The following is a 25,904-nucleotide window of genomic DNA, read 5'->3' as shown; positions in this document are numbered from 1 at the left end:
AGAAGCTGTATTACCGCAGCTCATCGATATCGCAAGCGCGGATGCCGGTCCCGGCACCTGCCGCACTTTTTTGATTTGAAGGGGGGAGGTTTGATGTACCAGGATGATGATCCGATTGAAACCGGTGAATGGCTTGATGCGCTCGAGTCACTGATCGAGAATGAAGGTATAGACCGAGTAAAGTACATCCTTGAGCGTCTCTCTGAGCGTGCCAGCCGGGATGGCGCCGAGTTGCCTTACGCAATTACCACGCCCTTTCGCAACAGCATTCCGCTAGTGCAGGAAGCCCGCATGCCGGGTGATCTGTTCATGGAGCGCCGTATTCGTTCTTTGATTCGCTGGAACGCCATGGCAATGGTAGTTCGGGCCAATAAGCGCCCGGGCGATCTGGGTGGTCACATTTCCACATTTTCGTCTGCAGCTACGCTGTACGATGTAGGCTTTAACTACTTCTTCCACGGCGGTGATGAAAAGCGCGAGTCCGATCTTGTGTATTTTCAGGGGCACGCGTCGCCGGGAATTTACGCCCGTTCTTATCTGGAAGGCCGGTTTGACGAGTCGCAACTGGATAAGTACCGCGAAGAAGTCGGCGGCGGTGGTCTGTCTTCTTACCCGCACCCATGGTTGATGCCGGACTACTGGCAGTTCCCCACGGTTTCTATGGGTCTGGGCCCGATTCAGGCTATTTATCAGGCGCACATCATGAAATACCTCGACAGCCGTGAGCTGGTCGAGATGGAAAACCGCAAAGTGTGGTGCTTTATTGGTGATGGCGAAACCGACGAACCTGAAACCCTCGGCTGTATTTCCAAAGCTGGCCGTGAAAATCTGGATAACCTGATTTTCGTCGTGAACTGTAACCTGCAGCGCCTGGACGGTCCGGTGCGCGGCAACGGCAAAATTATCCAGGAGCTGGAAGGCTCTTTCCGTGGCGCTGGCTGGAACGTCATCAAAGTGGTTTGGGGTCGCATGTGGGACCCGCTGTTTGATCAGGATGAAGACGGCACCATGCAACGTGCCATGGACGAAGTGGTCGACGGCGAACTGCAAAGTTTCACCAATGCTGGCCCGGCTGCAACGCGGAAGCAGTTTTTCGGCAAGTACCCGAAGCTGGCGAAGATGGTCGAAAACTGGACCGACGATGACATCAACAAACTGAACCGTGGCGGCCACGACCCCTACAAGGTGTATGCGGCTTATAAGAAAGCGGCAACCGAGGCCAATGGCAAGCCCACGGTTATTCTGGCTCACACTATTAAAGGCTACGGTTTTGGTGCTGCTGGCGAAGCCACCAACACGGCGCACTCGCTGAAAAAGCTGGATACCGAAACCCTGAAATCGTTCCGCGATCGTTTTGCGATTCCGCTGAAAGACGAAGAGCTGGACGACGTGCCTTACTATCGCCCTGCGCCGGACAGCCCCGAACTGGTGTATATGAAGAAACGCCGGCAGGATCTGGGCGGCTTCTACCCCAAGCGTCGTAAAGACAGCCAGCCGCTGCAGATTCCTGAGCTGGACATCTTCAAGCAGGTGCTTGAAGGTTCCAACGGCCGTGAAATCTCTACAACCATGGCATTTGTGCGCATTCTGAGTGCACTGGTAAAAGACAAGCGCGTGGGCAAAAGGGTTGTGCCGATCGTTCCGGATGAAGCCCGCACCTTCGGTATGGAGGGCATGTTCCGCCAACTGGGTATTTATACTTCTGAAGGGCAGAAGTATGTGCCGCAGGATCGCGAACAGATCATGTATTACCGTGAAGACAAAAAGGGCCAGATTCTGCAGGAAGGCATCAACGAAGGTGGTTCAATGGCGGCCTGGATGGCGGCGGCTACATCCTACAGCAACAACAACTTCCCGCTGATTCCGTTCTATGCATTTTACTCCATGTTCGGTTTTCAGCGGGTAGGCGATCTGGCCTGGGCTTCTGGCGACATTCAGGCTCGCGGCTTCCTGATTGGCGGCACCGCAGGGCGTACCACCCTGAATGGTGAGGGCTTGCAGCACCAGGACGGTCACAGTCATATCCTGGCCAACACCATTCCCAACTGCAAATCTTATGACCCGGCCTATGCCTATGAGATGGCGGTGGTGATTCACCATGGCATGAAGGAAATGTATGAAGACAACAAAAACGTCTTCTACTACCTGACCATGGAAAACGAAAACTATGTACAGCCTGCGATGCCGAAAGGGTGTGAAGAAGGCATCATTAAGGGCATGTATAAGTTCAGTTCTGTGGAAGCCAAAGGCAAGGGTAAAACCAAGCTGCGGGTTCAGCTGTTGGGTTCCGGCGCCATCCTGAACGAAGTGAATGCGGCTGCCGAACTACTGAAAGACGATTGGGGTGTTAGCTCCGATGTTTGGAGCATTACCAGCTTTAACGAACTGGCCCGCGATGGCCAGCATGTAGAGCGCTGGAACTTCATGCATCCTGACGATAAAGGTCGTAAGGCTTATGTTACCCAGTGTCTGGAAAACCAGGCCGGCCCGGTGGTGTCGTCTACTGACTACATCAAGCTGCATTCCGAGCAGCTGCGGGGGTACATCCCGAAAACCTTCCTGACCTTGGGTACGGATGGCTTTGGTCGCAGCGACACCCGTGAAAAACTGCGTGATTTCTTTGAGGTTGATCGCTACCACGTGGCTTTGGCGGCGCTTTCCGCTCTGGCTAAAGACGGCGAGATCAAGCAAGAGCAGGTTCTTGAAGCGATGCGCAAGTACGGAATCGATCGCAATAAACCGAACCCGGCGCACCTTTAAGGAGACCGCTATGAGCGAACAGGAAATCAGGGTCCCGGATCTCGGCGGGGCAGACGAAGTTGAGGTTATTGAACTTCTGGTAAGCGCCGGCGATTCGGTTGAAGCAGAAGATCCGATTTTGACCGTTGAAACTGACAAGGCCTCCGTCGAATTGCCATCCCCCGGGGCAGGCAAGATCATCAAGCTCACCGTAAAGGTGGGTGATAAGGTGAAAGAAGGCGATGTAGTTGGCACGATTGAATCCAGCGGTGAGTCCGGTGGTTCTGATGATTCTGCGGGCGAGCCGGAAGCGAAGGCCGAAGAAAAAACAGAGACCGAATCCAGCTCCAAGGGTGGGGCTGAGCCGGACGCGAGCAAACCGGCACCAAAGAAAAAGTCTGGGGGTTCGCGCAAGGAAGTCGTGCTGGTTCCGCCCCTGGACGGCATGGAGGATGTGCCGGTTATCGAAATCAACGTATCGGAAGGCGATACTGTTGAGGCTGATGATGCTCTGGTAACCGTGGAGTCCGACAAGGCGTCTATGGAAATCCCGTCGCCTTTCAGTGGCAAAGTGGTCAAGGTTCTTGTGGCCGAAGGTGACAAGTTGTCCGAGGGCGACAAGCTTCTTGAGCTGACCGTCGCCGAAGACGGCGGTGACGATGATGTTGAAGAGAGCAGCGATCAGGATGATGCACCCGCCGCCTCCGGCCAGGACGCAAAGCCTGAAGCCGAGGCAGATGACAAGGCTACGCCGAAAGAACCGGCAGCGCGGTCTCAGAGTGCGGTCAGTGAGCCACCGGCGCCGGGCGCTGGAGTTCATGCCGGCCCTGCTGTGCGCAAGCTCGCCCGTGAGCTGGGCGCAGATATGGCCCGCATCAAAGGATCTGGCCCGAAAAGCCGGATACTGAAAGACGATGTGCAGAACTACGTGAAGAGCCAGCTGCAACAGGCCCAGCAGGGCAGCGCTGTGGCTACAGGCTCCGGTATTCCGGGCGTTAAGCTGCCGGACTTCAGCCAGTTTGGTGGCATCGAGAAAGAAGCGATGTCACGAATGATGGCGGTTACGGCGGCTAACATGCAGCGTAGCTGGCTTAACGTGCCCCACGTGACCCAGTTTGAGGACGCCGACATCACTGATATGGAGGCATTCCGCAAATCGCAGAAAGCCGCCGGTGAGAAAAAAGGCGTGAAGATGACGCCGTTGCCGTTCCTGCTCAAGGCCTGTGCAACAGCTCTTGCTGAATTGCCGCAGTTCAATGTGTCTCTGGACATGGAGCGCAAAGAGGTGATTCGCAAGCAATACATTCATATTGGTATTGCGGTGGATACACCGAACGGGCTGATGGTTCCGGTGATTCGCGATGTGGACAAGAAGGGCCTTTGGGAGCTGGCAGCAGAAAGTGCTGAGCTTGCCCAGAAAGCCAGGGACAAGAAGCTGAAACCGGCAGAGATGCAAGGTGCCTGCTTTACCATCACAAGTCTGGGTGGTATCGGTGGCACGGCATTTACGCCCATCGTTAATGCTCCGGAAGTGGCGATTCTTGGTGTTTCCAAGGCGGCGATGAAACCGGTGTGGGATGGCAGTGGGTTCCAGCCAAGGTTGTTGCTGCCGCTGTCGTTGTCTTACGATCACCGCGCGGTGAACGGGGCCGATGCGGCGCGGTTCACGTCGCTGCTTAGTCAGGTTCTTGGGGATATTCGTACCTTGTTGTTGTAAGCCGTTGTTGCAGGTTTCTGATCCAGCGCAATCGGCGCTGGCTGAAACTAGCTAAGATCGTAAATGTAAAATGCATAAGGGGGTGCAGAGCAATCTGCACCCCCTTTTTCCGTAATTATAGGCAGGAGTGTAGGCAGGACTTTCCTGTTGGGGACTTGTATGAGCACAGAGCTGAACCTTGCAGCTATTATCTACGATAGCGACGATCAGCCGGTTGATGCGTTGCTGCATGCACTGGCAGCGAGCCTGAGCCGCCGTGGCGACAGAGTGGCCGGGCTGGCCATGGTGCTGAATGAGCAGGGTTTACGGCGCAAGCCTATGGCGCTGCAGGATCTGGAGACGGGGCAGGAGTACTCCATTGCCCAGAATCTGGGGAAAGCGTCGCAATCCTGCTGCCTGGACCCCCATGGGCTGGCAGAGGCGACCGTTGTGTTGCGCGCTTTGCTAGCGCATCCGCCCCGACTGGCGGTTGTGAACCGTTTTGGCCATCAGGAAATAGACGGCAAAGGATGTCGTGCCGAATTTCTTCAGTTGCTTGATGCGGGTATACCTGTACTGACGGTTGTAAAGCGTAAATTTCTGAAGCAGTGGCGCGAGTTCGGTGGTGGAGAAGCAGTTGAACTGCCGTTTTCTGAAGTGGCTGTACTGCAGTGGTGTGATGGGGTTTTGAAGAGATAACGAGGCCAGAAACAAATACGCCCCGGAAGGCCGGGGCGTATTTGTGTTTGCTTAGCAGTACGTTTTAGAAGTTGTACTGGGCTGCGAACAGCAGGCGGCTTGCGTCGCCGTCATCGCCATTTTGAGATTCCTTCATACCGTACTGGTACTCAACGCCCATCATGACGTTCTTAACTGGAGTCCACTTATAGTTAGCCATAACTGCAGATATGCTCTCAGCATCAGTAGCTGAAATTACGCCATCAGAAACACCATCGTCCAAATCGACTTCAGTCATGCCATAACCGATGTTGATGCTCCTGCCACCGCCAAGGCTGAAGCCTGCGCCAATGGTTCCGCCATAGCCTGAAATGGTTTCTACATCACCATTTGGGGCAACGTAGGCACTTTCCGCTCCTGCGCGATACAGATAGCTGCTGGCACCATCAGTATAGCTCAATGAGCCTTGAATGGTGATCATGTCTGACAGCGCCATTTTGGCAGCAACAAATGTTCCAAAGCCAAAGGCGCTGTCGTCATTCGTGCCTGTGTCGTAGCCCAGCTGCTGTGCCAGAACGGCGGCAGAGTAGGACAGGCCACCCGCTGAATCTTCAACGCGAGCAGTTAAGGCCGGCATGCTGTCTTTTTCCGCAGTGCCAGCGCTTGTGAACTTGCTCTGCGGTTGCTCCGCAGAGATAGACAGGGGGCCAGTTGTATAGCGCAGCTGAGCCGTGCGGCTTTGGTAGCCTGCAGCGCCTGGTAGTGAGTCAAAATCGAGTGTGCCAGTGTTGCCTACGAAGCTGGTGAAGTTAGACCAGGTCTGACCTGCCAGAACGCCATTGTATGAACCGTATGCGTGGCGCAGACGAAGAGTACCGCCGCCGCCGCCCCGGAAGTCGCCTTCAACGTTGAATGTTACGCCTTCGGGACTGGTTGTTCTCAGGCCGATACGGCTTTGGAAAGCGTCAGCACCAAAATAGCCAGTTGCCTCGTTGTCTTCTGCGGGGCCAACGTTAATGGCGTTGTAGTTGAACGAACGGGTGGAAGATGAGACATCTTCATCGATATCGTAACTGGCGTTAAGACGGGCATACCCGTAAACGCTGGTGTTCCAGCCGCCGGCGTCGAAGCTTACAGCGCCTGCCTGACCAGCCATACCAAATACCGCCACGGCCGCTGTCGCACGAATGGCCATTCTCAATTTGTTGCTTTGCATTGTTGTTGTCTCCACACATTAGACAATTATTTTTGTAGGACCCGCGGACAAGATAGTTACCATTTCATGACAATTCAAATAAATTCGCATAATAATTAGACGAAGGTCTATGGAATGTTTTCTTTTCTATACAGGTGTCTGCGTGCTCCTTTCAGTATTAAGATAGGTTCATGACCTCCAAAAGTACTCATCTCAGCCTGTCCACGTTTGCGTTCCTTGATATTGAGACTACCGGTGGGAATTCGTCTCACGACCGCATTACCGAAATCGGAATCCGCTTCTGGCGCGCAGGAGAGGTGGTGAGTGAGTGGCAAATCTTGCTGAACCCGGGCATCCGCATTTCTCCTTTCATCGAGCATTTGACCGGTATCTCCAATGGCATGGTGGCCGATGCGCCGCCGTTTGAAGCAATAGCCGATGTTCTCGAAGAGAAGCTTCGGGATACGGTGTTCGTGGCCCATAACGCGCGTTTTGATTACGGTTTTATTAAATCGGAGTATCGGCGGCTGGGGCGGCTCTTCTCTGCGCGGGTGCTGTGTACCGTGAAGCTTTCCCGGCGGCTTTACCCTGAGTTCCGCAAGCACAATATGGATGCGTTGATCGAACGGCACGGGCTCGAACAAGTGCAGCGGCACCGGGCCATGGGAGATGTGTCTGCAATGCTTGAGTTCTTCACCCATGCTTTGGCAGAAAAGGGCGATGCAGAAATAGAGGAAGCTGTTGCGGCGCTGTTGCAGCGACCGAGCATTCCGTCACATTTGCCCCTCGACACCCTGAAGGATCTGCCTCGCGGCCCGGGCGTGTACCGGTTCTATGGCGAAAATGATGTGCTTTTATACGTAGGAAAGAGCACCAACATTGCACAGCGGGTAGCCTCGCATTTTTCCGGGGATCACAACACCGGCCGTGGCGTGCGGATTTCCGAAAGCCTGCGCCGCGTGGAATGCACCGAAACCGCCGGCGAGCTCGGAGCCTTATTGCTGGAGCTTCGGCAGATCAAAACGCTAAGCCCTCTTTTTAACCGCCGATCCCGTGCGGCGAAAAACCTTGTGAGCATCGAATTGACGCCCATTTGTCCCGGATATTTGCAGGCAAAACTGGTGCGGGAGATTGAGCCGCACCGGTTGGGCCATTACTTTGGCCTGTTTCGCAGCAAACGGGATGCCGAGCGGGCCTTGAGCGGCATCGTTGCAAAGAACGAGCTTTGCAACCGGTTGCTCGGCCTTGAGCCTGAACACGAAGGCCCGTGTTTTCAACGTGCGCTGGGGCGCTGCAAAGGCGCCTGTGAGGGTGTAGAAGATGTTGCCCGCTATAACCTCCGGGTGCAGATTGCCTTCCACGAGTTACGGCTGCGGACCTGGCCCTGGAAAGGGCCAGTGGCGATTGTCGAACGCAGGGAGGATCAGATACAGTCTGACATACTGGTGGTCTATAACTGGATGCATGTCGCCACTGTGCATGATGAGCAGGAGCTGCATGATCTGTCTCTGCGCGGCCAGTCGGTTACCTTTGATCTGGACTCATACAAGTTGCTGGTCAAGGCGCTGATGGGACGGAATAATAAGGCTCATTCCCTGATCGAACTGCCAACCGTTGGAGAGCCGGATGTGCTTATGCCTTGAGTGGCGTATTATGGTTATTGATCCGCACACCTACGTACTTGCCCGCGCCGGCAACTCTATTATTTTTATAGGCTTAACTGCTTTCCTGAGAGAGATCTATGCACAAAGAACCTGTCAGCCGCGAACTTTTCGATGAAGTCATGGTACCTAACTACGCTCCCGGTTCGATTATTCCGGTGCGAGGTGAGGGTTCCCGTATATGGGATCAGGACGGGCGCGAGTTTATAGATCTTCAGGGCGGCATAGCCGTGAGCTGCCTCGGGCACTCCCACCCCGGGCTGGTCGGGGCGCTGCGGGAGCAGTCAGAAAAAATCTGGCACCTCTCCAACGTGATGACCAACGAGCCAGCTCTGCGACTGGCAAAAACCCTTTGTGACCTTACGTTTGCTGAGAGGGTGTTTTTTGCCAACTCTGGTGGCGAGGCCAACGAGGCGGCTTTCAAGCTTGCGCGCCGTTATAGCTGGGAGCACACGGGGCCGGAAAAACACGAAATCATCTCTTTTAAAAATGCCTTCCACGGGCGCACCCTGTTCACTGTGAGTGTGGGCGGCCAGCCTAAGTACCTTGAAGGCTTTGAACCGGCGCCGGGTGGCATTCATCATGCAGACTTCAACGATCTGGAGTCGGTAAAGAAGCTGATTTCGAAGGAAAAAACCTGCGCGGTGGTTGTAGAACCGATTCAGGGCGAAGGCGGCGTGATGCCGGGCGACGCCGAGTTTCTCGAGGGCTTGCGCCAGCTCTGTGACGACAACGATGCGCTGCTGATTTTTGATGAGGTGCAGTCTGGCGTGGGCCGTACTGGTCATCTTTATGCCTACCAGATGTACGGCGTGGTGCCGGACATTCTCACCAGTGCCAAGGGCCTGGGAGGTGGCTTCCCGGTTGCCGCCATGCTGACTACGGCAAAAGTTGCCGCCAGCCTCGGGGTCGGTACCCATGGCAGCACTTATGGCGGCAATGCGCTGGCCTGTGCGGTCGCTCAGAAGGTGATCGATACAGTGAGCCAGCCAGATATCCTCAAGGGCGTGAAAGCCCGTTCCGACCATCTGCGCAAAGGCATGATGGACATCGGGGAGCGCTATGGGATATTCAGTGAGGTTCGTGGATCAGGGCTTCTGTTAGGCTGCGTACTGACCGAGAAATGGCAGGGTAAAGCCAAGGATTTCCTGAACGCTGGTCTGGATGAAGGTGTGATGGTGCTGATCGCAGGCGCCAATGTGATTCGGCTGGCGCCCTCACTGATCATTCCGGATACCGATATTGACGAAGCGCTTGAGCGTTTTGAAGCGGCGGTGAAAAAACTGACGACGTAGGAGCTTTTATGTGGCTGGTACGCGCGGCGTTACCGGATGACGTGAGCCAGATACTGGAAATTGCGGGCACGGCGGGTTCAGAGACGGCTCGCCTCTCTTCAACTCTGCCCAAACAGCATGAAGCGCTTGTGAAAAAAATAGAACACTCGCTTGCCTCTCTGGCGGGTAAAGCCATCGTCGGTGGGCAGCCGCAACGGTTTCTGTTTGTGCTTGAAGACACGGCCACCGCCAAGGTTCACGGCACGGCAGGGATCGATGCCCGCGCGGGTAATGGCCAGCCGTTTTATAATTATCGTCGCGACGCACTTATTCATGCGTCTCATGAGCTTGGCATCTCCAGCCGGGTTGATGTTCTTTATCCCAGCCACGCCCTGACCGATCACACCCTGCTTTGCTCATTTTCCATAACGCCTGAACTGCGTTACACCGACGCGTTTGAGCTTCTTTCCAGAGCCCGGATGCTGTTCATCGCCGGGCACCGCGACTGGTTTACCCAGAACATTGCGGTGGAGATTCAGGGTGTTCAGCTTGCGGATGGCAGTGTTCCTTTCTGGGACAGCCTGGGGCGTCACTTTTTCAATATGGATTTTGACACCGCTGACCAGCATTCTGGCGTGCTCAGCAAAACGTTTATTGCCGAACTCATGCCGCCAAACCCTGTGTATGTCACACTGCTTTCCAAGGCGGCTCAGGCGGCACTTGGCCAGCCCCACGAGCTGACCGTGCCGAACCTTGAGTTGCTGCAGCGGGAAGGATTTCAAGCCGGTTGTTACCTGGATATCTTTGATGGCGGGCCGGTGCTTGAAGCGCGAACAGACGCGTTGCACACGCTGGTCACCAGCCGGGAAAAAACCCTTCACGGGGCCAGCGAAGGTGGTGGTGATAAATGCATGATAGCTGCGGGTGAGGGTGCCGAATTCCGCTGCACCCTGGCTCAGGTTGCCGATACGCTCGAAGGCACTCTCAAGGTACCTGTGAACATCTGGGAGCTGTTGGGCAAGACAGCCGGTGATGAGGTGAGGGTAGCGCCATGCTAGTTATCCGCCCGCTTCAGGAAAGCGATCTTGAAGATCTTTATGCGATGGCGCAGAAAGCTGGCAAGGGGCTTACCACGCTACCTGCCGATAAAGTCCTGTTGCAACGCAAGATCAACCTTGCCAGAGAAACCTTCAACCAGCGCTGTGCTCCAGAAGCAGGCCTTTACCTGTTTGCCCTGGAGGATACGGAAGCCGGAAAAGCGGTCGGTATCAGTGGCATTCAGGCTCGTGTCGGCCTCGACGAAGTGTTCTACAACTATCGGCTCAGCGTTACGGTAAATGCATCCAAAGAGCTGGGCGTTCATGTGCGCACGCCCACACTGCACCTCTCAAACGATATGACCGATACCAGCGAGATATGCTCGCTTCTGCTCTCTGATGACTACCAGGGTGGTGGCAACGGGCTGCTTCTGTCGCGCTGCCGGTTCATGTATCTGGATGAATTCCGTAAGCACTTCTCTGAAAAAGTGTTTGCCGAAATGCGTGGCGTATCAGATGAACAGGGCCTGAGCCCGTTGTGGGATGCCCTGGGCAGCAAGTTTTTTGATATGGAGTTTACCGAAGCGGATATGCTGTCCGGGCTTGGTAATAAGTCTTTTATTGCGGAGTTGATGCCCAAATATCCCATATACCTGCCCATGCTGCCGGATTCGGCGCGCTCGGTTATTGGCCGTGTTCATGGCAACACGGCTCCTGCGCTGAAGATGCTGCAAGCAGAAGGGTTCAACTTCAACGGTATGGTCGATATTTTTGATGGTGGCCCCGTGGTCGAGGCGTTCGTGAACACTATTCGAACGGTTCGGGACAGCCGGAATCGCTACGCCATGGTAACCCGTAAAACCATAAACCTGGATGTGCCGGCAGCAGAGCGGGTGATGGTGTCCAACCGTTCGTTCCGTAATTTCCGGGTAACGACGGTGCCGGCCAGTTGCGTTGGCATAGATACCGTCAGCTTGCCGCCGGATGTGGCGGAAGCCTTGCAGATTGAATCGGGTGACCCGGTACGGCTGGCGCCCCTGAAAGACAGAGCAAAGACAGCGGTAAAGGCGGCAGGTTGAAGTCCTTTAAAATCCAGTATCGGAGGTGAAGTGATATGGCAAACCTGACAGGCGAACTGTTTATCGGCGGGCTTTGGCTTCAAGGCCATGGAGCCGCGTTTGAGTCGGTTCAGCCCGTTACCGGCGACACTGTCTGGGAAGGTTCCGGTGCCAGCCTCGCGGATGTGGACGCAGCGGTGCGTGGCGCCCGGGGTGCCTTTTTAAAATGGCGTCGCAAGAGCTTTGCCGAGCGTCTGGCGGTTGTTGAAGCCTTTGGTGAATTGCTGGAATCCAGTAAAGAAGAGCTCGCCTACCAGATTGGTCTGGAAACCGGCAAACCTCTGTGGGAGTCGCGCGCGGAAGTGGCGGCCATGGCCGGCAAGATAGGTATTTCTGTGAAAGCCTATAACGATCGTACTGGCCATTCAGAAGCCGACGTAGCGGGTGGCCATGCGGTACTGCGCCATCGCCCCCACGGTGTTGTTGCAGTATTTGGCCCTTATAATTTCCCCGGCCATCTCCCGAATGGCCACATTGTACCTGCGCTGCTTGCCGGCAATACCGTCGTGTTCAAACCCAGTGAGCTGACGCCAGGCGTGGCGGAGCTGACAGTGAAACTCTGGGAAAAAGCGGGCCTGCCGGACGGCGTGATCAATCTGGTTCAGGGGGCGTCCGACACCGGCAAGTCACTTGCCGGGCACCCAATGATTGATGGTCTGTTCTTTACTGGCAGCTCAACGGTCGGCCATATGCTGCACCAGCAACTTGGTGGCCAGCCGGAAAAAATTCTTGCTCTGGAAATGGGTGGCAACAACCCACTTATTGTTCAGGACATTTCCGATGTTGACGGGGCGGTGCATCATGCGCTGCAATCGGCGTTTTTGTCGGCTGGACAGCGCTGCACATGCGCCCGGCGTTTACTGGTTCCCAAAGGCAAAAAGGGTGATGAATTTCTGGACCGGCTGGTGGCCGTGTCTGCCCGTATTCAGGTGGGCGAATTTGATGCCAAGCCCCAGCCGTTTATGGGGTCGGTGATTTCTGCGCAAGCGGCGGAAAAGCTTCTGGCCGCTCAGGCCGATATGATGGCGAAAGGCGGGAAATCCCTGCTGGAAATGAAGCAGGTCAAGCCGCGAACCGGTCTCCTTTCGCCTGGCATTGTGGATGTGACGGGGCTTGAATTGCCCGATGAAGAGTTCTTCGGACCCCTTTTAACGGTTTATCGTTACAAGAGTTTCGACGATGCTTTGAAACTCGCCAATAACACCCGCTACGGGCTCTCTGCAGGCATTCTCTCCGACGACCGTAAGCTCTACGAGCGGTTGGTTGAGGAGGCCAGAGCCGGCATTGTTAACTGGAACCGCCCGCTAACCGGGGCCAGCAGTGCGGCGCCCTTTGGTGGCGTGGGAGCCAGCGGTAACCATCGTGCGAGTGCTTACTATGCGGCAGATTACTGCGCCTGGCCCATGGCGTCTCTTGAAGCGGGCAAAAGCGAGTTGCCAGAAAGCCTGGCACCGGGCCTGAATTTCGATTCCTGAATTGCAGTTACTGAGCCTCATTCCCTGAATCCGGATGGACGGAACCCTAAGCCATGGTTAAGCATGCAGTAGAAGCGAACTTTGATGGCCTGGTTGGCCCCACCCACAATTACGCGGGCTTGTCCTGGGGTAATGTGGCATCGAAATCCAATGTGAATGCGGTATCCAATCCACGGGAGGCGGCGCTTCAAGGTCTGGCCAAAATGAAGCGGCTGACTGATCGCGGCTATGTTCAGGGCATTTTGCCTCCCCATGAGCGCCCTCATATTCCATCGCTGAGAGCGCTCGGCTTCAGCGGCACGGATGCACAGGTTCTGGAACGGGCCGCAAAATCCAGCCCGTCCATTCTGGCGGCCGTGTCTTCGGCTTCCTCGATGTGGACAGCCAATGCCGCCACCGTTTCACCCAGTGCCGATACCACCGATCATCGGGTACATTTCACGCCGGCCAATCTGAGCGCCAAGTTCCACCGCTCCATTGAGCACGCCGTGACCGGCCGTACTCTGAAGTCTATCTTCGCGGACGACGGATATTTTGCCCATCACCCGGCGCTGCCTTCGGTCAGCCATTTTGGCGATGAGGGCGCGGCCAATCATACCCGGCTTTGTGGGCGTTACGGTGAGCCGGGGGTGGAGCTGTTCGTGTATGGCCAGGCGGCCTTTAATGAGCAGGCACCGGCACCGCAGAAATACCCGGCCCGGCAGACCCTCGAGGCCTCGCAGGCCATCGTCCGCCTGCACGGCCTGAAAGAGGGGAGCCGGGTGTTTGCCCAGCAGAATCCGGCAGCCATTGATGCTGGCGTATTCCATAACGACGTTATTGCCGTGGGCAATGGCAACACCCTGTTCTACCACGATATGGCGTTTCTGAACGAAGAGCAGGTATTGTCAGATATCCGTGCACGCCTTACCGGAGCGGAACTTGAGGCAATTCGCGTAAGCAGCGCGGAGGTGCCCCTGGAAGACGCAGTCGCCTCGTATCTGTTCAACAGCCAGCTACTGAATACGCCTGATGGCATGTTGCTGGCGGTTCCGGGGGAGTGCCGCGAAGTGGCCTCTATCAGCAGATATCTGGATAAGCTGCTGGCCGTTGGCGGGCCGATTACGGCGGTGGAAGTGTTTGATGTGAAGCAGTCCATGCGCAACGGAGGTGGCCCTGCCTGCCTGCGCTTGCGTGTGGTTCTGAATGACGACGAGTTGCAAGCCATGCATCGCGGCGTGATTCTCACCGATAAGCTATACGAACGCCTGACTTCCTGGGTTGCAGCGCACTACCGTGATCAGCTTGCCCGCGAAGATCTTGCCGACCCTATGCTGCTGGATGAAGTGCGCAAAGCACTGGATGAGCTGACCGGTATTCTGGGTTTGGGCTCTATCTACGACTTCCAGATTTAGGCGCTTTTCAGCGCCTCATCGGAGGCGGCGATTGACGATGTCAGCATATCCATAGTGTGCCGGATCAAATTCTCGGCGGGAAAGCTGCCGCCGCTCTCACCGGCTTCCGACTGGCATAGCAAAATGACACCGTGCAAGGCCCCGCGCAGATAAAGAGCGGTCTGTTCCGGGCTTTTGATACGCTGGCGGCTCATAGTGCCGTCCTCAAGCCCCAGTTCGACGGCCTCTATCATCAGTTCCATAAGTTCTGATTTCGAGCAAAGCATCTCCATGGTCTGGGTCTCGTCGGCCTCGGCCATGGCAGTTGAAGCTTTGGTGAGTGCTGAGAAATAATCCGGCTCGTCCAGGTAGAAGCGGTAGTAGGATTCTCCCATAGCCCGTATTTGCGCCAGCCCCGTATCCGCGGTGTGTTTCGCCTTTCGGAAGCGTTCAGACAGGCTTTGCCCGGCCCTCAGCATAATGCCTCGCTGAATAGCGGCTTTGTCCTTGAAGTACACATACAGCAGTGCCCGGCTCAGGCTGGACGTGCGTGCAATGTCGTCCATGGATGTGCGCTCGTAACCCTTCTCCGAGAAAGCCCGCTCTGCGGCATCCAGAATGGCATCATAACGGGCCTGTTTCTCTCGTTCGCGGCGTGTTTTCAGAACTTCAGTCATCCGGTCCTCTCATCAGAGTCTTTCACAGGCTATTTGCCAATGGAGAATGAAAACCGATTATTGACATAATGTCAAAGAATGACATTATGTCGAAACCAACAACCGGATTTCCGCAGGAAGCGGTATCGACATCAACTTGAGCAAGGACGAAAGGATACCTTATGACACCATTCCGCATCCCTGTTGCCCTTATTTTTCTCGCTGCCAGCGGCCTGTTTCTTTCCGGTTGCGTCGCCGATGATGTTCAGGAGGCACCTGCCGAGCATGTCGTGTCAGTGCGCGTTTCAGACGTAACCGGGGGAGAGGCTCAGGAAATAACCCTGCGGTTTTCCGGGATCGTGCGTTCAACCCAGAGGGCAACCTTGACGTTCCAGGTCAGCGGCACACTGAGAGAGCGTGCGGTAGAACTGGGCCAGACCGTTGCCGCTGGCGATGTACTCGCCCGGGTATATAACCCGGCGCTGGAGCCGGCACGGGATTCAGCCAGAGCCAGGTTGGACGAACTGAAAACCGGATACGATCAGGCTAAGCGCGAATGGGAGCGCTCCAGCCGTCTGCATGAACGTGGTGTGGTGTCCGAGCAGAACCTGGAGCAGATCGCCGCCAGGCGCGATTCGCTGAAAGCCAGCGTTGCGACAGCCCGGGCCTCGCTTTCAGAGGCCACTCAACTGCTGCAAGAGAGCACCCTGAGAGCGCCGTTTGGCGGGCGCGTTGAGGCACTTCTGGTCGAAAATGACGAATTTGTCGCCGCCGGTCAGCCGGTTATGCGTTTGTCTTCACCGGAAGGCAAGGAAGTGGAAGTGCGGGTGCCGGCTTACCTGTTGGCTCATGTGTCGGTAGATCAGGAACTTCCCGTGTGGTCTGTGCAGAATCGCATAGAGGCCCCGGTGACCGGCTCTGTTGTTGAAATTGCCCAGGCAGGTGCAATCCGTGGTGAACTGCACCCGGTTCTGGTCAGCCTGCCGGTCAACACCCTGGATACGGGTGAGCCGGTGGAAGTAGGTATTACACCGCTTCGCGAATCTGCACTTACCGTTCCCCTTCTATCGGTGATCCGCAGCGCGGATGGTATGAGGGTATTCCGGGTGCGCGATGGCGTGGCACGCCGTGTACCTATAGACGTTGAGCGGGTGGTTGGCGAGCGCGTTGTCGTGCGTACAGGTGAGCTGGAGCCCGGCGATCAGGTGGTGTACGCGGGCATAACCCGCCTCGCAGACGGTGATACCGTGGAGGTGCGTTAATGACGCGCGGGTTGCTCAACTTCCAGCGTTTGTTGGGCATGGTGGTTACCATGCTTTGCCTGTTGGGCCTGGCTGCATACAGCACCATGCCACGGCAGGAAGACCCGTCGTTCCCCTACCGGGCCGGGCTGATTTCGGTGAGCTATCCCGGTGCCAGCGCCGATGCTGTAGAGCGGTTGGTGCTCAGGCCGCTGACAGACGAGCTGCGCCAAGTGGAAGAGGTAGACGTATCCCAGGGCACGGCTCGCACCGGCGTTGCGCTTGTCAGATTGCGCCTCAATGATGACATCTATGATACAGATCCGGCCTGGGATCGCATCCGTCAGGCGATGGAGCGTGCGAGACAGGATTTCCCGGACGATGTGGGCCAGATGGTTCTGGACGATCGGCTGATCGACAACCCCGCTATTGTGCTGGCGATTGGCGGCGCGCCTTCGGTGAGTGAATTGTCTGATGTGGCCGAACGACTTAAACAGAGCCTCTCCGATATTGCCGGTGTTTCCCGCATTGAGCTGGAAGGGGACGCTGACGAACAGATTACTCTGGCGCTGGACGATGCTGCGCTGTACCGGTTGGGTATCTCACCGGCCCGGATTCTGCAAACCCTGGCTCAGCGTAACCAGACTACGCCCGGCGGTTTTGTGGTGGTGGACGGTCGTCGTTTATCAGTGCTTCCCAACACCGAATTTGCCGATATTGATGCCATTCGCGCTACCCCCATTGAGCTTCCCGATGGCTCCCAGGTGCCGCTGGCAGCGGCGGCTGATGTATGGCGTGGCCCCGCTGAGCCGCGTCAGCCGGACACCTGGTTTGATGGCGAGCGGGTTGTACTGCTGTCGCTGATCATGGAAGAGGGCACGACGGATGCGATCCGTTTTGGTGAGCGGGTGCGGGAGCGGGTTGCGCAAATTCGTCCTGACTTTGAGCCTTACGAAATCCGTGAAATGTTCTTCCAGCCGGATAAAGTCTCGGATCGTCTGGATAACCTCGCCTGGAGTCTGGTGCTCTCTGTTCTGATCATTGTGGCGGTAGTGTTCACCGGCATGGGCATTCGAATGGGCTTGCTGGTTGCTTCCATTCTACCGATGGTGGCTTTGATAAGCGTTGGGCTTTACGACCTTGGCGGCGGCGTACTGCACCAGATTGCGGTGATCGGCATGGTGATCTCTCTGGGCATTCTGATCGACAACGCTATTGTTATTGTTGAGAACATTCAGGGCCATCTGGACGAGGGCATGCGCCGCCTGGATGCCCTGCGCAAAGCGGTCAGCGAACTCGCCGGGCCACTTGGCGCCTCCACTGGCACCACGCTTGCGGCCTTTGCTCCGCTCCTGCTTGCCAAGGGTGGGGCGGCAGACTTCACCCGGGGTGTGCCAGTGATGATCATGCTCACTCTGTCCGTCAGTTATCTGCTGGCGATTTCCGTAGTGCCTCTGCTGGCGGCCCGCTTCCTCAAGCCTCGCCGCAATGCCGAGGCTGACCGGTTGATTGGTTTGGCCCGGTTTCTCGGTGGACTGGTTTATCGTCACCCCCGGCGACTGATCGCGGCCGGTATCTTGCTGGTTGCCATGAGTCTGGCCATGACGCCGTTTATGGCGCAACAGTTCTTTCCCAATGCCGACCGGCCCCAAGTGATTGTTGAACTCTTCATGCCCGAAGGCACAGACCAGTCGCGCACCGCAGAAGCCGCTGCCGATCTGGAGCAAGCCATACGCACACGGCCGAATGCGCTGAAAATCCATCGGTTTGTCGGCTTTACCGGCCCTGCGTTCTATTACAATCTCCAGCGTGCACCCCAGGCGCCGAACAGAGGCAGGCTCGTGGTAACGACGCCGGCGCTGGAAGACACCACCGAAATGATCCGCTGGATTCGTACTCATGTGAATGAAAAGATGCCCGAGCTGGACGTAACGGTAGGCGTTCTCGGGCAAGGGCCGCCAAGCATTGCTCCGGTGGAGGTGCGCGTTTACCACGCCGATGATCAGGCTCGCACGCACGCGGTAGAGCAGTTGTTCAGCGCGTTACGCCAGGTGGAGGGCACCGTGGATGTTCGGCACGATCTGGACATTGGCGTACCCAGCATTGCAATCAACGTAGACGATGCCACCGCTGCAAGATACGGGCTTACCCGGGCGGACGTGGCGCAGAGCCTCTACGGCCAGAGTTTTGGTGTTGTCGCTGAGCGCTATCGCCAGGAAAAAGATCCGATTCCATTGGTTTTGCGGTCGCAGGAAGGCACATCATTGCCCCTGGAGCGGCTGCTTTCGGTGAATATCTACAACGATCGCGGACAAGCGGTTCCTCTGTCTGCCGTTGCCAGCGTGGAAACCGCATGGGAACCAGCCGCACGTTATTTGCGCAACGGTACCCGGCTTAACACCGTTACTGCCAACCTGCTGACCGGCTACAGCTTCAGCCAGGCACTGAGCGGCCTTGGGCTCACGCTGGAAGAAAACCCTCTGCCTGAAGGTACTCGTCTGGAAATGGGCGGCGATGCCGAAGGTTCCGGCGACGCGAACGGTGCTTTGCTGACAGCAGCTCCGATCGGCATACTCTTGCTGTTGTTTTTCCTGCTGCTGCAGTTCAATTCGTTCCGGCGTGTTGGCATCATCCTGTTAACCGTGCCCCTGGCAACGGTAGGTATTTTCCCGGGCCTGGTGCTCTCGGGATCACCCTTCGGATTCCAGTCATTGCTTGGTGTGATTGCACTGGTAGGCATTGTGGTGAACAACGCCATCGTGCTGCTTGATGTGATGGACAGAGAACTGGAGAACGGTGAGAACATACACGAAGCCATGCGCAAAGCCGTTGTGCAAAGAACCCGGCCCATTCTGCTGACCACGGCAACCACCGTGGCCGGCTTGCTGCCGCTGGCGTTCTCCAGCTCCACACTCTGGCCGCCCATGGCCTGGGCGATTATTTCAGGCTTGCTGGCCTCAACCATACTGACCCTGCTGGTGATCCCTGCGGTATGCACGCAGTTGATCAAGGTGAAGGTTGCCGAGCCGGAAAACGCCCCGGCATAGCCGCCCCCTGTGCCGGCGGGCTTACCTGGACTTTATCATCAGGCCCACCCGCTGACCAACCGGCACATCGCGGTTCGGAAACACAATCGCCTGAGGCGAGCGCTCGACCTGATAATAGGTATCGTCATCCTCCCAGATGACGGTGCCTGGCGGGTATTCGGTAAAATTGGCCACGTCATCCGGAATGTGAAACCGGAAGTTCTTCCCGGTATTCAGAATTTCATGCACCACCTCAAAAACCGTGAGATGGTCAAACTGTGCTTGCTTTGCCGAGCATGGCTTGCCACAAAAACGCCGCCGCAAAGCTTTCTTGATCCCCTCAAAACGCTGCAGATCATTCTCTCCGAATGGCCTGACCTTGCCCAGCTCCACGGTAAAGCTTTCAGCCCCCAGCGCGGAGGAAGAAAATGACGAAAAGGTGGTTCCTGCCTTATGCTGCAGCAACAAGGTTTCCACCTCCGCTTCCAGCAGAAAATCGCACTGCCCCTCCGGGACCTGTCGGCCCTCAACAAACGGATAAAGCGCAAACTTCTCCCGTCTGGATGGCCTTATGGCCGTATGCAAGTCGTAATGAGACAAGGCTTGCGGATGCGCCATGGCAAACTGACGGCAAGCCTCTTCAAGAAACTGTGCCCGTGCCGCTTCCGGCAAATCAGCATACTCATGCTTGCCATGAGCACCGTTGAACAACCGGTTAAGATTCGCATCCAGAAACCGCTCTCCGGCCACCATGGCTGGCGGGTTCCCCAGAATCAGTAACAGCGGACATGCCAGTAGCCACTCCCCCTTCAGCAATTCGCTGACGAGCGCGTTCAGCACCTCAACAGGTGCGGTTTCATTACCATGAATGCCAGCGGAAACAATCAACGCCTCCTGATTCGGATTGGCGCGACCGGCTGGGGGTGTGAGATGCAAAACACCGACACTTTTGCGGCTTATACGTGTGCCATCGGTAAGCGTGGGTTTAAACTCTGGAAGGTCAGCTGTGGCGTTGGTGAGAGTATGTGATAACCAGTCAGAACTGGATTCGAAAAGATCTGGATAAGCAGACATAGAATCCCCGAAGCAAGTCTGGGGCTGGCAGGGTATTGCCTCCCGGGAGTGTCTGAAGCCAGGGACGGCTTCAGACAAGCGCACATGGATGTGCTTGTAGCGTCTCCCGGGAGGCAATACCCTGCCAGACCAGGCACCTAAGTCGAGTGGCTGCTTACCGCTCAGGAACCCACAGGCCGCTGATGCCGCAACAAATGATTTTCAATTTTACGGAATACAAACACCAGAATGAATGTCAGTGCCATGTAGCAAAGCGCTACAAAGATAAATGCATCAAACGGCGCATAAAACCGCGAGTAGATATTCCGCGCAGCCCCCGTAAGATCCACAATGGTCACCACACTCGCAATCGCACTCGAATGCAGCATGAAAATCACCTCATTGGAATACGCCTGCACAGCACGCCGTGCCGCACTGGGAAGCACAATGCGCCGCATCCGCATAAGCCAGTTCATGCCGTAAGCCTTCGCCGCCTCAATTTCACCATGGGGCGTGGAAATAATCGCACCACGAATAATCTCCGTGGTATAGGCGCAGGTATTCAGAGTGAAGGCCAGCAGAGCAGGGTAGAAAGGCTCCCGGAAAATCTCCCACCAGAAGGTTTCCTGGATACCGGGAATCTGGGCAACGCCATAGTAAATAATATAAAGCTGAATCAGCAGCGGCGTGCCGCGGAAAAGGTAGGTGTAAAGCCACACGGGGCCAGACACAAACGGATTTTTAACCGTGCGCAGAATTGCCAGCGGAACCGCAAAAACAAGCCCGATAACCAGGCACAGAAACACCAGTTGAACCGTTGTAACCATCCCATCCCAGTATTCCATGATGGTCATGGCGGTAAAAATGTCGTTCTTGTTAAGCCAGGCGGCGATAAAGTCGGGTGGCATTATCAACTCTCCTGAATCACGCCGGCGTTAGCTCGTTTATCGAGCCACTTGATGAACAGTTCCGAGCCTGCCGTGAGGGCGAGATACACAAACGCCACCGGAATAAAAAAGTGGAACGGCATGCGCTCCGCCTTGGCTGCTTCCTCCGCCACACGCACCATATCTGTGAGGCCAATAATGGAAACCAGCGCGGTAGTTTTGAGCAGTACCTGCCAGTTGTTGCCGATACCCGGTAAAGCATGGCGCAGCATCTGCGGAACCATCACCCTGCGGAAGGTATGCCAGTTGCTGAACCCGTAGGCGCGTGCCGCTTCGATCTGGCCTATTTCAACCGCGAGAAAGGCACCGCGGAAGGTTTCCGTCATGTAGGCGCCAAAAATCAGTCCGATCGTTACCACGCCGGAAATGAACGGATTAAACTGGAAGAAGAAATCGACTTCGTAGGTTTCCCAAATATAGTCGGAGAGCATGTTTACGCCCACCTGACCGCCGTAGTAAAACAGCAGCATCATCACCAGATCGGGAACACCACGAATCAGCGTGGTGTAGGCCGTAGCGATGCCAACCGCTACACGGCTGTTTGACAGCTTTGCAGCCGCGCCGATCAGCCCGAGGGCTAATGCGAGGGCAAGAGACAGGAAGGCAAGTTCTATGGTGACAACTGCTCCGCTCAGCAGTTCCGGCCCATAGCCTTTCAGATCAAACATGGGAGTGTCCGGTGATCAGGGGCAGCCATAATGGCTACCCCTGAGGCTTGTGTGTTCAGATCTTTACGTCGTACGCGAAGTACTTCTGCATGATGGTGTCATAGGTACCATCTTCTTTCAGAGTGCGAAGGGCAGAATTCACTTCCCGGGCAATATCTGCGTCGCGCTTGCGCATGGCAACACCCACGCCTTCACCCAGCTTGACCGCCTCGCCAACTTCTTTGAAGCCTTCCTTGGAGAGTACCGTCTGTTCGCCCACCGGATAGTCTACAAAGACCACATCCAGACGCTGGCCTTCCAGATCCAGAACCATGTCATCTGCGGTGGTGTAACGCTTGATGGTAACTACGCCGCTCATTTCCTCGGTCACATAGGTGTCCATAGTGGTGCCACGCTGAACGCCAACGGTTTTGCCTTTCATGGCGTCCATATCGGTAACGTCGGCATTGAAGCCCTCAGGGCCAAACCATCCGCCCGGAGTGTTGTAGTAAGGCTCAGAGAACAGAACCCGCTCCGCACGCTCCGGAGTGATCGACATGGACGACATGATCAGATCGAACTTGCGCGCAAGCAGCCCGGGGATCATGCCGTCCCATGCCTGGATCACGAACTGGCAAGTCGCGTTCATCTGGTCACACATTGCTTCGGCCAATTCCACTTCGAAACCGGTGAGCTCGCCATTTTCATCTTTGTATTCGAAAGGCTCGTAAGGCACGTCGAATGCGATGCGCAGGCTTCTGGGGTCGGAACTTCCGATGCTCGTGTCCTGGGCTTGAACACCTCCCGCCAAAAAGGCGAGAGCACAACTTGCCGCAATAAACAGGTTTTTCATGTGTCACTTCTCCAGTGGATCGCCTCGAGGGCGTTATTTTTTGTGGAAGTTCTATATCCAACAACATTTACGATAGCACTGCACATCAAAACTTGGGAGCCAGGAACTGTTTCATGCGTTCCGAGTCCGGATGGTCAAACACCTTCTCGGGTGTTCCCTGTTCCTCGATAACGCCTTGATGCAAAAACAGCACCTGGGTTGACACATCCTTTGCGAACGCCATTTCGTGGGTTACCACGATCATGGTGCGGCCTTCCTCAGCCAGGCTTTGCATAACTTTCAGTACTTCTCCGACCAGTTCCGGGTCCAGTGCCGAGGTCGGCTCATCAAACAGCATTACCTCCGGTTCCATGGCCAGCGCCCGTGCAATGGCCGCCCGCTGCTGCTGGCCGCCAGACATCTGCGCCGGATAATAATCCTTACGCTCATAGATGCCGACTTTGTTCAGATAAGCTTCGGCGCGCTCAATGGCTTCCTTTTTGGGAACCTTGAGAACGTTGATGGGCGCTTCGGTAATGTTTTCCAGCACCGTCATGTGTGACCAGAGGTTAAAACTCTGGAACACCATGGAAAGCTTGGCGCGAATGAGCTCCACCTGCTTGTTGTCTGCGGGAATCCGGTCACCCTTGCGGTTGTTGGTAAACCGTATGGGGTCGCCGTGCACAATAATGTCGCCCGAGGTGGGTGTTTCCAGCAGGTTGATGCAACGCAGAAAGGTACTTTTTCCGGAGCCGGAACTGCCAATCAGTGAAATTACATCGCCTTTTTTTGTCTCCAGCGAGATACCTTTGAGTACTTCAAGCTGGGCAAAGGTTTTGTATATGTCCCTGCAGATCAAAGGCGCTTGGTCCGCCATGCGTGGCTCCTGAAGCTGTCATTCAAAGGCGATTGTTTTACGGACTGTGACGCTGGAAATCAATACCTTGTGCACACAGTTTAACGGTTTTTCAGCGATAATTTCCGCAGCTTATTGTGGCGCAATGAGTGTTCAATGCAAGCATTTTGCCGGTTTCAATCCTGGGCGTGTTGATGGCTACCCGCAGCCTCCTGCTCAACCGGAACACGGATCAACGTGCTGCCTTCCAGTTCCAGGTCTCGCATGGACTTGCTGACGAAGCGCACGTGGGCCATGGCCAGTTTTTGTGCGCTGGCGGGCCTTCCGGAAATAATGGCGTCGTATAGCTGGCGATGCTGAAGCACAATTTTCTTGCGCATTTCGGCGCGCGGATTGAGATTGGCGACCGATGCCTGCACGGTCATAAGCATCATGTTTTTGAGGCTGTTCAGCACATGAACCAGAATCGGGTTGTGGGAGGCCTCCACAATCGCCTGATGAAAACCGTGATCCGGGCGGGCATTGCTCAGAGGGTCTGTTTCTTCCAGCGCGCGGAAGGCTTTGGTTATCCGGTGGCGGTCAAGGCTGGTCGCTCGCTGCGCGGCCAAGCAGGCTGCCTGCCCCTCGAGCTGCTCTCGAACTTCCAGCAAATCGTAAAGCGTTCGCGGATGACCTTCGAAAAGGTGCATCAGGGGACCTTGCTCACGGAGATCACCAGACCCGGGTACCATTGTGGAAACAAAGGAGCCTTTACCGTGGCGGGTTTCGATTACACCACGCCCCTGCAGTTCGTGGAGCGCTTCACGGATAACCGATCGCGATACCCGCAGGCGCGCCGCAAGTTGCCGTTCTGAAGGTATTTTTTGTTCCGGCGCCAGCCCCCCGTCGAGGATAAGCCTTTCCAGCCGGTAGGAGATTTCCTGTGAAATAGCCATTTTGTTGCCTGTGCGATCACTGGTCTGACCAGTGCCTGTTGTCATTATTGTTATTAGGCCTACGCTTCCAAATGCATGCAAGCCCTCTGAATATGGCTGGTCCGTAGGGGTTCGTCCATTTTTACAAATTCAAAAACTGGTCTGACCAGTGCCCTCTTTGCTGGACTAAACAGGTGTCGCCTACGAGTATTCTTCTTGGTGCCGGGTATTATGCTGGTGCCACTCTGACTTTTATAAAAGCATAAAAACAATTTCAGCGGAGATGTCTCAATGAAATCGAGCAAGACCATTACAAATAATTGCGGAGCCGGTGCGGCTTCGCAGCGTAGACGTTTTCTCAAAACCGCAGCCCTTGGTGCAGCCTTCGCTGGCGCGTTGATGATGGGTGCTGGCCAGGCTTATGCTGCAACAACCTGGAAGATTCAGTCGGTCTGGGATGCCGGTACCGTCGGTTATGATCTGTTTGAAGAATGGTGCGAGAGCATCGAGGAAAAAAGCGGTGGAGAGCTTATTTTTAAACCCTTCCCCGCCAAAGCCGTTGCAGCGGATAACAACGCGCTGTTTGAGGCTGTGCGCAATGGCGTATTGCAAGGCATGAATCCGTTCACTCTTTACTGGTCTGGAAAAATCCCGGCATCGGTGTTTTTGTCTTCTTATCCTGCGGGTCCGGATCAGCCGCACCAGTGGGACACCATGTTCTACTCTCTGGGAATGTTGGAGAAGACTCGCGAAATCTATAAAAAATTCGGCCTGTTTTACGTTGGACCGATCCAGCACGATTCCAACATCATTCACTCCAAAAAGCCGGTTAACAGCCTGGGCGACCTTAAGGGCATGAAGATTCGCGTGCCGGGTGGGATGGTAGCAGAAGTGTTCCAGCAGTTCGGTGTGTCTACTGTCAGCTTGCCGGGCTCTGATATTTTCCCGGCTCTGGAGAAAGGCACCATTGATGCGGCGGACTATGTTGGTCCTGCGGTGAACTACGAACTGGGCTTCTCCCAGGTTACCGACTACATCATGTTCGGCCCTCCGGGTGTCATGTCCATCTACCAGCCAGTGGATTTGATGGACCTTACCGTCAACTTGCGGAACTGGAACAATCTGGATCCGAAACTGCAGAAGCTGGTGGAGGATGAAGTCCGTAATTACTCCCAGATTCACTATCTCACTATTCAGAAGCGCAACATTGAAGCCATGAAGAAGTTCAGGGCCGATGGCGACACCGTGACCCGGCTCAGCCAGGACGATCTTGCAGAGTTCCGCCGTGCCGCGATTCCCATCTGGTACAAGTGGGCGAACAAGGACGAGGATGCACGCGCAATCTTCGACATTCAGCTTGAGTACATGATGAACGACACCGTTGGTTATGTGAACGAGTCTGATCTGGAAGGCGTCGAAGGCAAGTAAGCCTGCGTTATCTGACAACAATAAAAGCATAGTGGGAAGGGCAGGGACTGCTCCGATA

At 55.7% G+C, this 25,904-nt stretch carries 20 protein-coding genes; 12 read left to right on the top strand and 8 right to left on the bottom strand.

Translation table 11 applies throughout. The annotated features are described in order from the left end of the window. The first annotated feature begins 93 nt into the window (after positions 1-93). The 3 genes from aceE to ACN0V1_RS11175 all read left to right on the top strand — a co-directional run bounded on the left by aceE (position 94) and on the right by ACN0V1_RS11175 (position 5,134). Positions 94-2,760, top strand: a complete 2,667-nt coding sequence (gene aceE / locus ACN0V1_RS11185; RefSeq protein WP_417545064.1) for a pyruvate dehydrogenase (acetyl-transferring), homodimeric type — start codon at positions 94-96, stop codon at positions 2,758-2,760. Positions 2,761-2,770: 10 nt separating this feature from the next. Next, positions 2,771-4,456: a dihydrolipoyllysine-residue acetyltransferase gene (gene aceF, locus ACN0V1_RS11180; protein WP_417545063.1), complete on the top strand. Its 1,686-nt coding sequence runs from the start codon at positions 2,771-2,773 to the stop codon at positions 4,454-4,456. Positions 4,457-4,615: 159 nt separating this feature from the next. Beyond that, positions 4,616-5,134 carry a DUF2478 domain-containing protein gene (locus tag ACN0V1_RS11175; protein ID WP_417545062.1) on the top strand — a complete coding sequence of 173 codons (519 nt, stop codon included), beginning with the start codon at positions 4,616-4,618 and terminating at the stop codon, positions 5,132-5,134. A gap of 64 nt (positions 5,135-5,198) precedes the next feature. On the opposite strand, the gene ACN0V1_RS11170 is transcribed toward ACN0V1_RS11175, so the two are convergent. Next, a complete protein-coding gene (locus ACN0V1_RS11170; protein WP_417545061.1) occupies positions 5,199-6,329 on the bottom strand; it encodes a DcaP family trimeric outer membrane transporter in 1,131 nt (376 codons plus the stop codon). A 170-nt stretch (positions 6,330-6,499) separates the two neighbouring features. On the opposite strand from ACN0V1_RS11170, the gene ACN0V1_RS11165 reads away from it, so the two are divergent. The 6 genes from ACN0V1_RS11165 (at position 6,500) to astB (ending at position 14,267) form a co-directional block, all read left to right on the top strand. Continuing rightward, complete coding sequence (locus ACN0V1_RS11165) at positions 6,500-7,951, top strand: exonuclease domain-containing protein (protein ID WP_417545060.1); 1,452 nt, start codon at positions 6,500-6,502, stop codon at positions 7,949-7,951. Between the two features lie 98 nt (positions 7,952-8,049). Beyond that, positions 8,050-9,264, top strand: coding sequence for an aspartate aminotransferase family protein (locus ACN0V1_RS11160; RefSeq protein ID WP_417545059.1), 1,215 nt, complete (start codon positions 8,050-8,052; stop codon positions 9,262-9,264). 8 nt (positions 9,265-9,272) lie between these two features. After that, positions 9,273-10,301, top strand: coding sequence for an arginine N-succinyltransferase (locus ACN0V1_RS11155; protein WP_417545058.1), 1,029 nt, complete (start codon positions 9,273-9,275; stop codon positions 10,299-10,301). Further along, a complete protein-coding gene (astA, locus tag ACN0V1_RS11150; protein ID WP_417545057.1) occupies positions 10,295-11,359 on the top strand; it encodes an arginine N-succinyltransferase in 1,065 nt (354 codons plus the stop codon). Before ACN0V1_RS11155 ends, astA begins: the two co-directional genes overlap by 7 nt. Positions 11,360-11,394: 35 nt before the next feature. Then, positions 11,395-12,873 carry a succinylglutamate-semialdehyde dehydrogenase gene (astD, locus tag ACN0V1_RS11145; RefSeq protein ID WP_417545056.1) on the top strand — a complete coding sequence of 493 codons (1,479 nt, stop codon included), beginning with the start codon at positions 11,395-11,397 and terminating at the stop codon, positions 12,871-12,873. A gap of 53 nt (positions 12,874-12,926) precedes the next feature. Continuing rightward, complete coding sequence (gene astB / locus ACN0V1_RS11140; protein WP_417545055.1) at positions 12,927-14,267, top strand: N-succinylarginine dihydrolase; 1,341 nt, start codon at positions 12,927-12,929, stop codon at positions 14,265-14,267. Here astB and ACN0V1_RS11135 read toward each other — a convergent pair. Then, positions 14,264-14,923 carry a TetR/AcrR family transcriptional regulator gene (locus tag ACN0V1_RS11135; RefSeq protein WP_417545054.1) on the bottom strand — a complete coding sequence of 220 codons (660 nt, stop codon included), beginning with the start codon at positions 14,921-14,923 and terminating at the stop codon, positions 14,264-14,266. The two genes, astB and ACN0V1_RS11135, sit on opposite strands and share 4 nt — an antisense overlap. Before the next feature lie 161 nt (positions 14,924-15,084). On the opposite strand from ACN0V1_RS11135, the gene ACN0V1_RS11130 reads away from it, so the two are divergent. Continuing rightward, a complete protein-coding gene (locus ACN0V1_RS11130; RefSeq protein ID WP_417545053.1) occupies positions 15,085-16,164 on the top strand; it encodes an efflux RND transporter periplasmic adaptor subunit in 1,080 nt (359 codons plus the stop codon). After that, entirely contained in the window at positions 16,164-19,190 is a 3,027-nt protein-coding gene (locus tag ACN0V1_RS11125) for an efflux RND transporter permease subunit (RefSeq protein WP_417545052.1), read from the top strand. Before ACN0V1_RS11130 ends, ACN0V1_RS11125 begins: the two co-directional genes overlap by 1 nt. Positions 19,191-19,211: 21 nt before the next feature. Here ACN0V1_RS11125 and astE read toward each other — a convergent pair whose 3' ends face one another. The 6 genes from astE to ACN0V1_RS11095 all read right to left on the bottom strand — a co-directional run bounded on the left by astE (position 19,212) and on the right by ACN0V1_RS11095 (position 24,439). Beyond that, entirely contained in the window at positions 19,212-20,243 is a 1,032-nt protein-coding gene (astE, locus tag ACN0V1_RS11120; protein WP_417545051.1) for a succinylglutamate desuccinylase, read from the bottom strand. A 161-nt stretch (positions 20,244-20,404) separates the two neighbouring features. Beyond that, complete coding sequence (locus tag ACN0V1_RS11115) at positions 20,405-21,130, bottom strand: ABC transporter permease (protein WP_417545050.1); 726 nt, start codon at positions 21,128-21,130, stop codon at positions 20,405-20,407. Positions 21,131-21,132: 2 nt separating this feature from the next. Beyond that, positions 21,133-21,837 carry an ABC transporter permease gene (locus ACN0V1_RS11110; protein ID WP_417545049.1) on the bottom strand — a complete coding sequence of 235 codons (705 nt, stop codon included), beginning with the start codon at positions 21,835-21,837 and terminating at the stop codon, positions 21,133-21,135. Between the two features lie 55 nt (positions 21,838-21,892). Beyond that, positions 21,893-22,669: a transporter substrate-binding domain-containing protein gene (locus ACN0V1_RS11105; RefSeq protein ID WP_417545048.1), complete on the bottom strand. Its 777-nt coding sequence runs from the start codon at positions 22,667-22,669 to the stop codon at positions 21,893-21,895. An 85-nt stretch (positions 22,670-22,754) separates the two neighbouring features. Beyond that, positions 22,755-23,525, bottom strand: coding sequence for an ABC transporter ATP-binding protein (locus ACN0V1_RS11100; RefSeq protein ID WP_291945196.1), 771 nt, complete (start codon positions 23,523-23,525; stop codon positions 22,755-22,757). 155 nt (positions 23,526-23,680) lie between these two features. Then, complete coding sequence (locus ACN0V1_RS11095) at positions 23,681-24,439, bottom strand: FCD domain-containing protein (RefSeq protein ID WP_417545047.1); 759 nt, start codon at positions 24,437-24,439, stop codon at positions 23,681-23,683. Positions 24,440-24,709: 270 nt separating this feature from the next. Here ACN0V1_RS11095 and dctP point away from each other — a divergent pair, with 270 nt between their 5' ends. Then, the gene (gene dctP / locus ACN0V1_RS11090) at positions 24,710-25,846 is read left to right on the top strand and encodes a TRAP transporter substrate-binding protein DctP (RefSeq protein ID WP_417545046.1); all 1,137 of its coding nucleotides are present in this window, start codon (positions 24,710-24,712) and stop codon (positions 25,844-25,846) included. The last annotated feature ends 58 nt before the right edge of the window (positions 25,847-25,904 follow it).

This window comes from Marinobacter sp., assembly GCF_048266785.1.
Taxonomy (GTDB): Bacteria; Pseudomonadota; Gammaproteobacteria; order Pseudomonadales; family Oleiphilaceae; genus Marinobacter.
This window is presented reverse-complemented; position numbering and strand designations above follow the sequence as displayed.

Bases quoted from the DNA above. Each gene is read 5' to 3' on its own strand.
- aceE (WP_417545064.1), top strand. From the start codon at position 94: ATGTACCAGGATGATGATCCGATTGAAACCGGTGAATGGCTTGATGCG.
- aceF (WP_417545063.1), top strand. From the start codon at position 2,771: ATGAGCGAACAGGAAATCAGGGTCCCGGATCTCGGCGGGGCAGACGAA.
- ACN0V1_RS11175 (WP_417545062.1), top strand. From the start codon at position 4,616: ATGAGCACAGAGCTGAACCTTGCAGCTATTATCTACGATAGCGACGAT.
- ACN0V1_RS11170 (WP_417545061.1), bottom strand. From the start codon at position 6,329: ATGCAAAGCAACAAATTGAGAATGGCCATTCGTGCGACAGCGGCCGTG.
- ACN0V1_RS11165 (WP_417545060.1), top strand. From the start codon at position 6,500: ATGACCTCCAAAAGTACTCATCTCAGCCTGTCCACGTTTGCGTTCCTT.
- ACN0V1_RS11160 (WP_417545059.1), top strand. From the start codon at position 8,050: ATGCACAAAGAACCTGTCAGCCGCGAACTTTTCGATGAAGTCATGGTA.
- ACN0V1_RS11155 (WP_417545058.1), top strand. From the start codon at position 9,273: ATGTGGCTGGTACGCGCGGCGTTACCGGATGACGTGAGCCAGATACTG.
- astA (WP_417545057.1), top strand. From the start codon at position 10,295: ATGCTAGTTATCCGCCCGCTTCAGGAAAGCGATCTTGAAGATCTTTAT.
- astD (WP_417545056.1), top strand. From the start codon at position 11,395: ATGGCAAACCTGACAGGCGAACTGTTTATCGGCGGGCTTTGGCTTCAA.
- astB (WP_417545055.1), top strand. From the start codon at position 12,927: ATGGTTAAGCATGCAGTAGAAGCGAACTTTGATGGCCTGGTTGGCCCC.
- ACN0V1_RS11135 (WP_417545054.1), bottom strand. From the start codon at position 14,923: ATGACTGAAGTTCTGAAAACACGCCGCGAACGAGAGAAACAGGCCCGT.
- ACN0V1_RS11130 (WP_417545053.1), top strand. From the start codon at position 15,085: ATGACACCATTCCGCATCCCTGTTGCCCTTATTTTTCTCGCTGCCAGC.
- ACN0V1_RS11125 (WP_417545052.1), top strand. From the start codon at position 16,164: ATGACGCGCGGGTTGCTCAACTTCCAGCGTTTGTTGGGCATGGTGGTT.
- astE (WP_417545051.1), bottom strand. From the start codon at position 20,243: ATGTCTGCTTATCCAGATCTTTTCGAATCCAGTTCTGACTGGTTATCA.
- ACN0V1_RS11115 (WP_417545050.1), bottom strand. From the start codon at position 21,130: ATGCCACCCGACTTTATCGCCGCCTGGCTTAACAAGAACGACATTTTT.
- ACN0V1_RS11110 (WP_417545049.1), bottom strand. From the start codon at position 21,837: ATGTTTGATCTGAAAGGCTATGGGCCGGAACTGCTGAGCGGAGCAGTT.
- ACN0V1_RS11105 (WP_417545048.1), bottom strand. From the start codon at position 22,669: ATGAAAAACCTGTTTATTGCGGCAAGTTGTGCTCTCGCCTTTTTGGCG.
- ACN0V1_RS11100 (WP_291945196.1), bottom strand. From the start codon at position 23,525: ATGGCGGACCAAGCGCCTTTGATCTGCAGGGACATATACAAAACCTTT.
- ACN0V1_RS11095 (WP_417545047.1), bottom strand. From the start codon at position 24,439: ATGGCTATTTCACAGGAAATCTCCTACCGGCTGGAAAGGCTTATCCTC.
- dctP (WP_417545046.1), top strand. From the start codon at position 24,710: ATGAAATCGAGCAAGACCATTACAAATAATTGCGGAGCCGGTGCGGCT.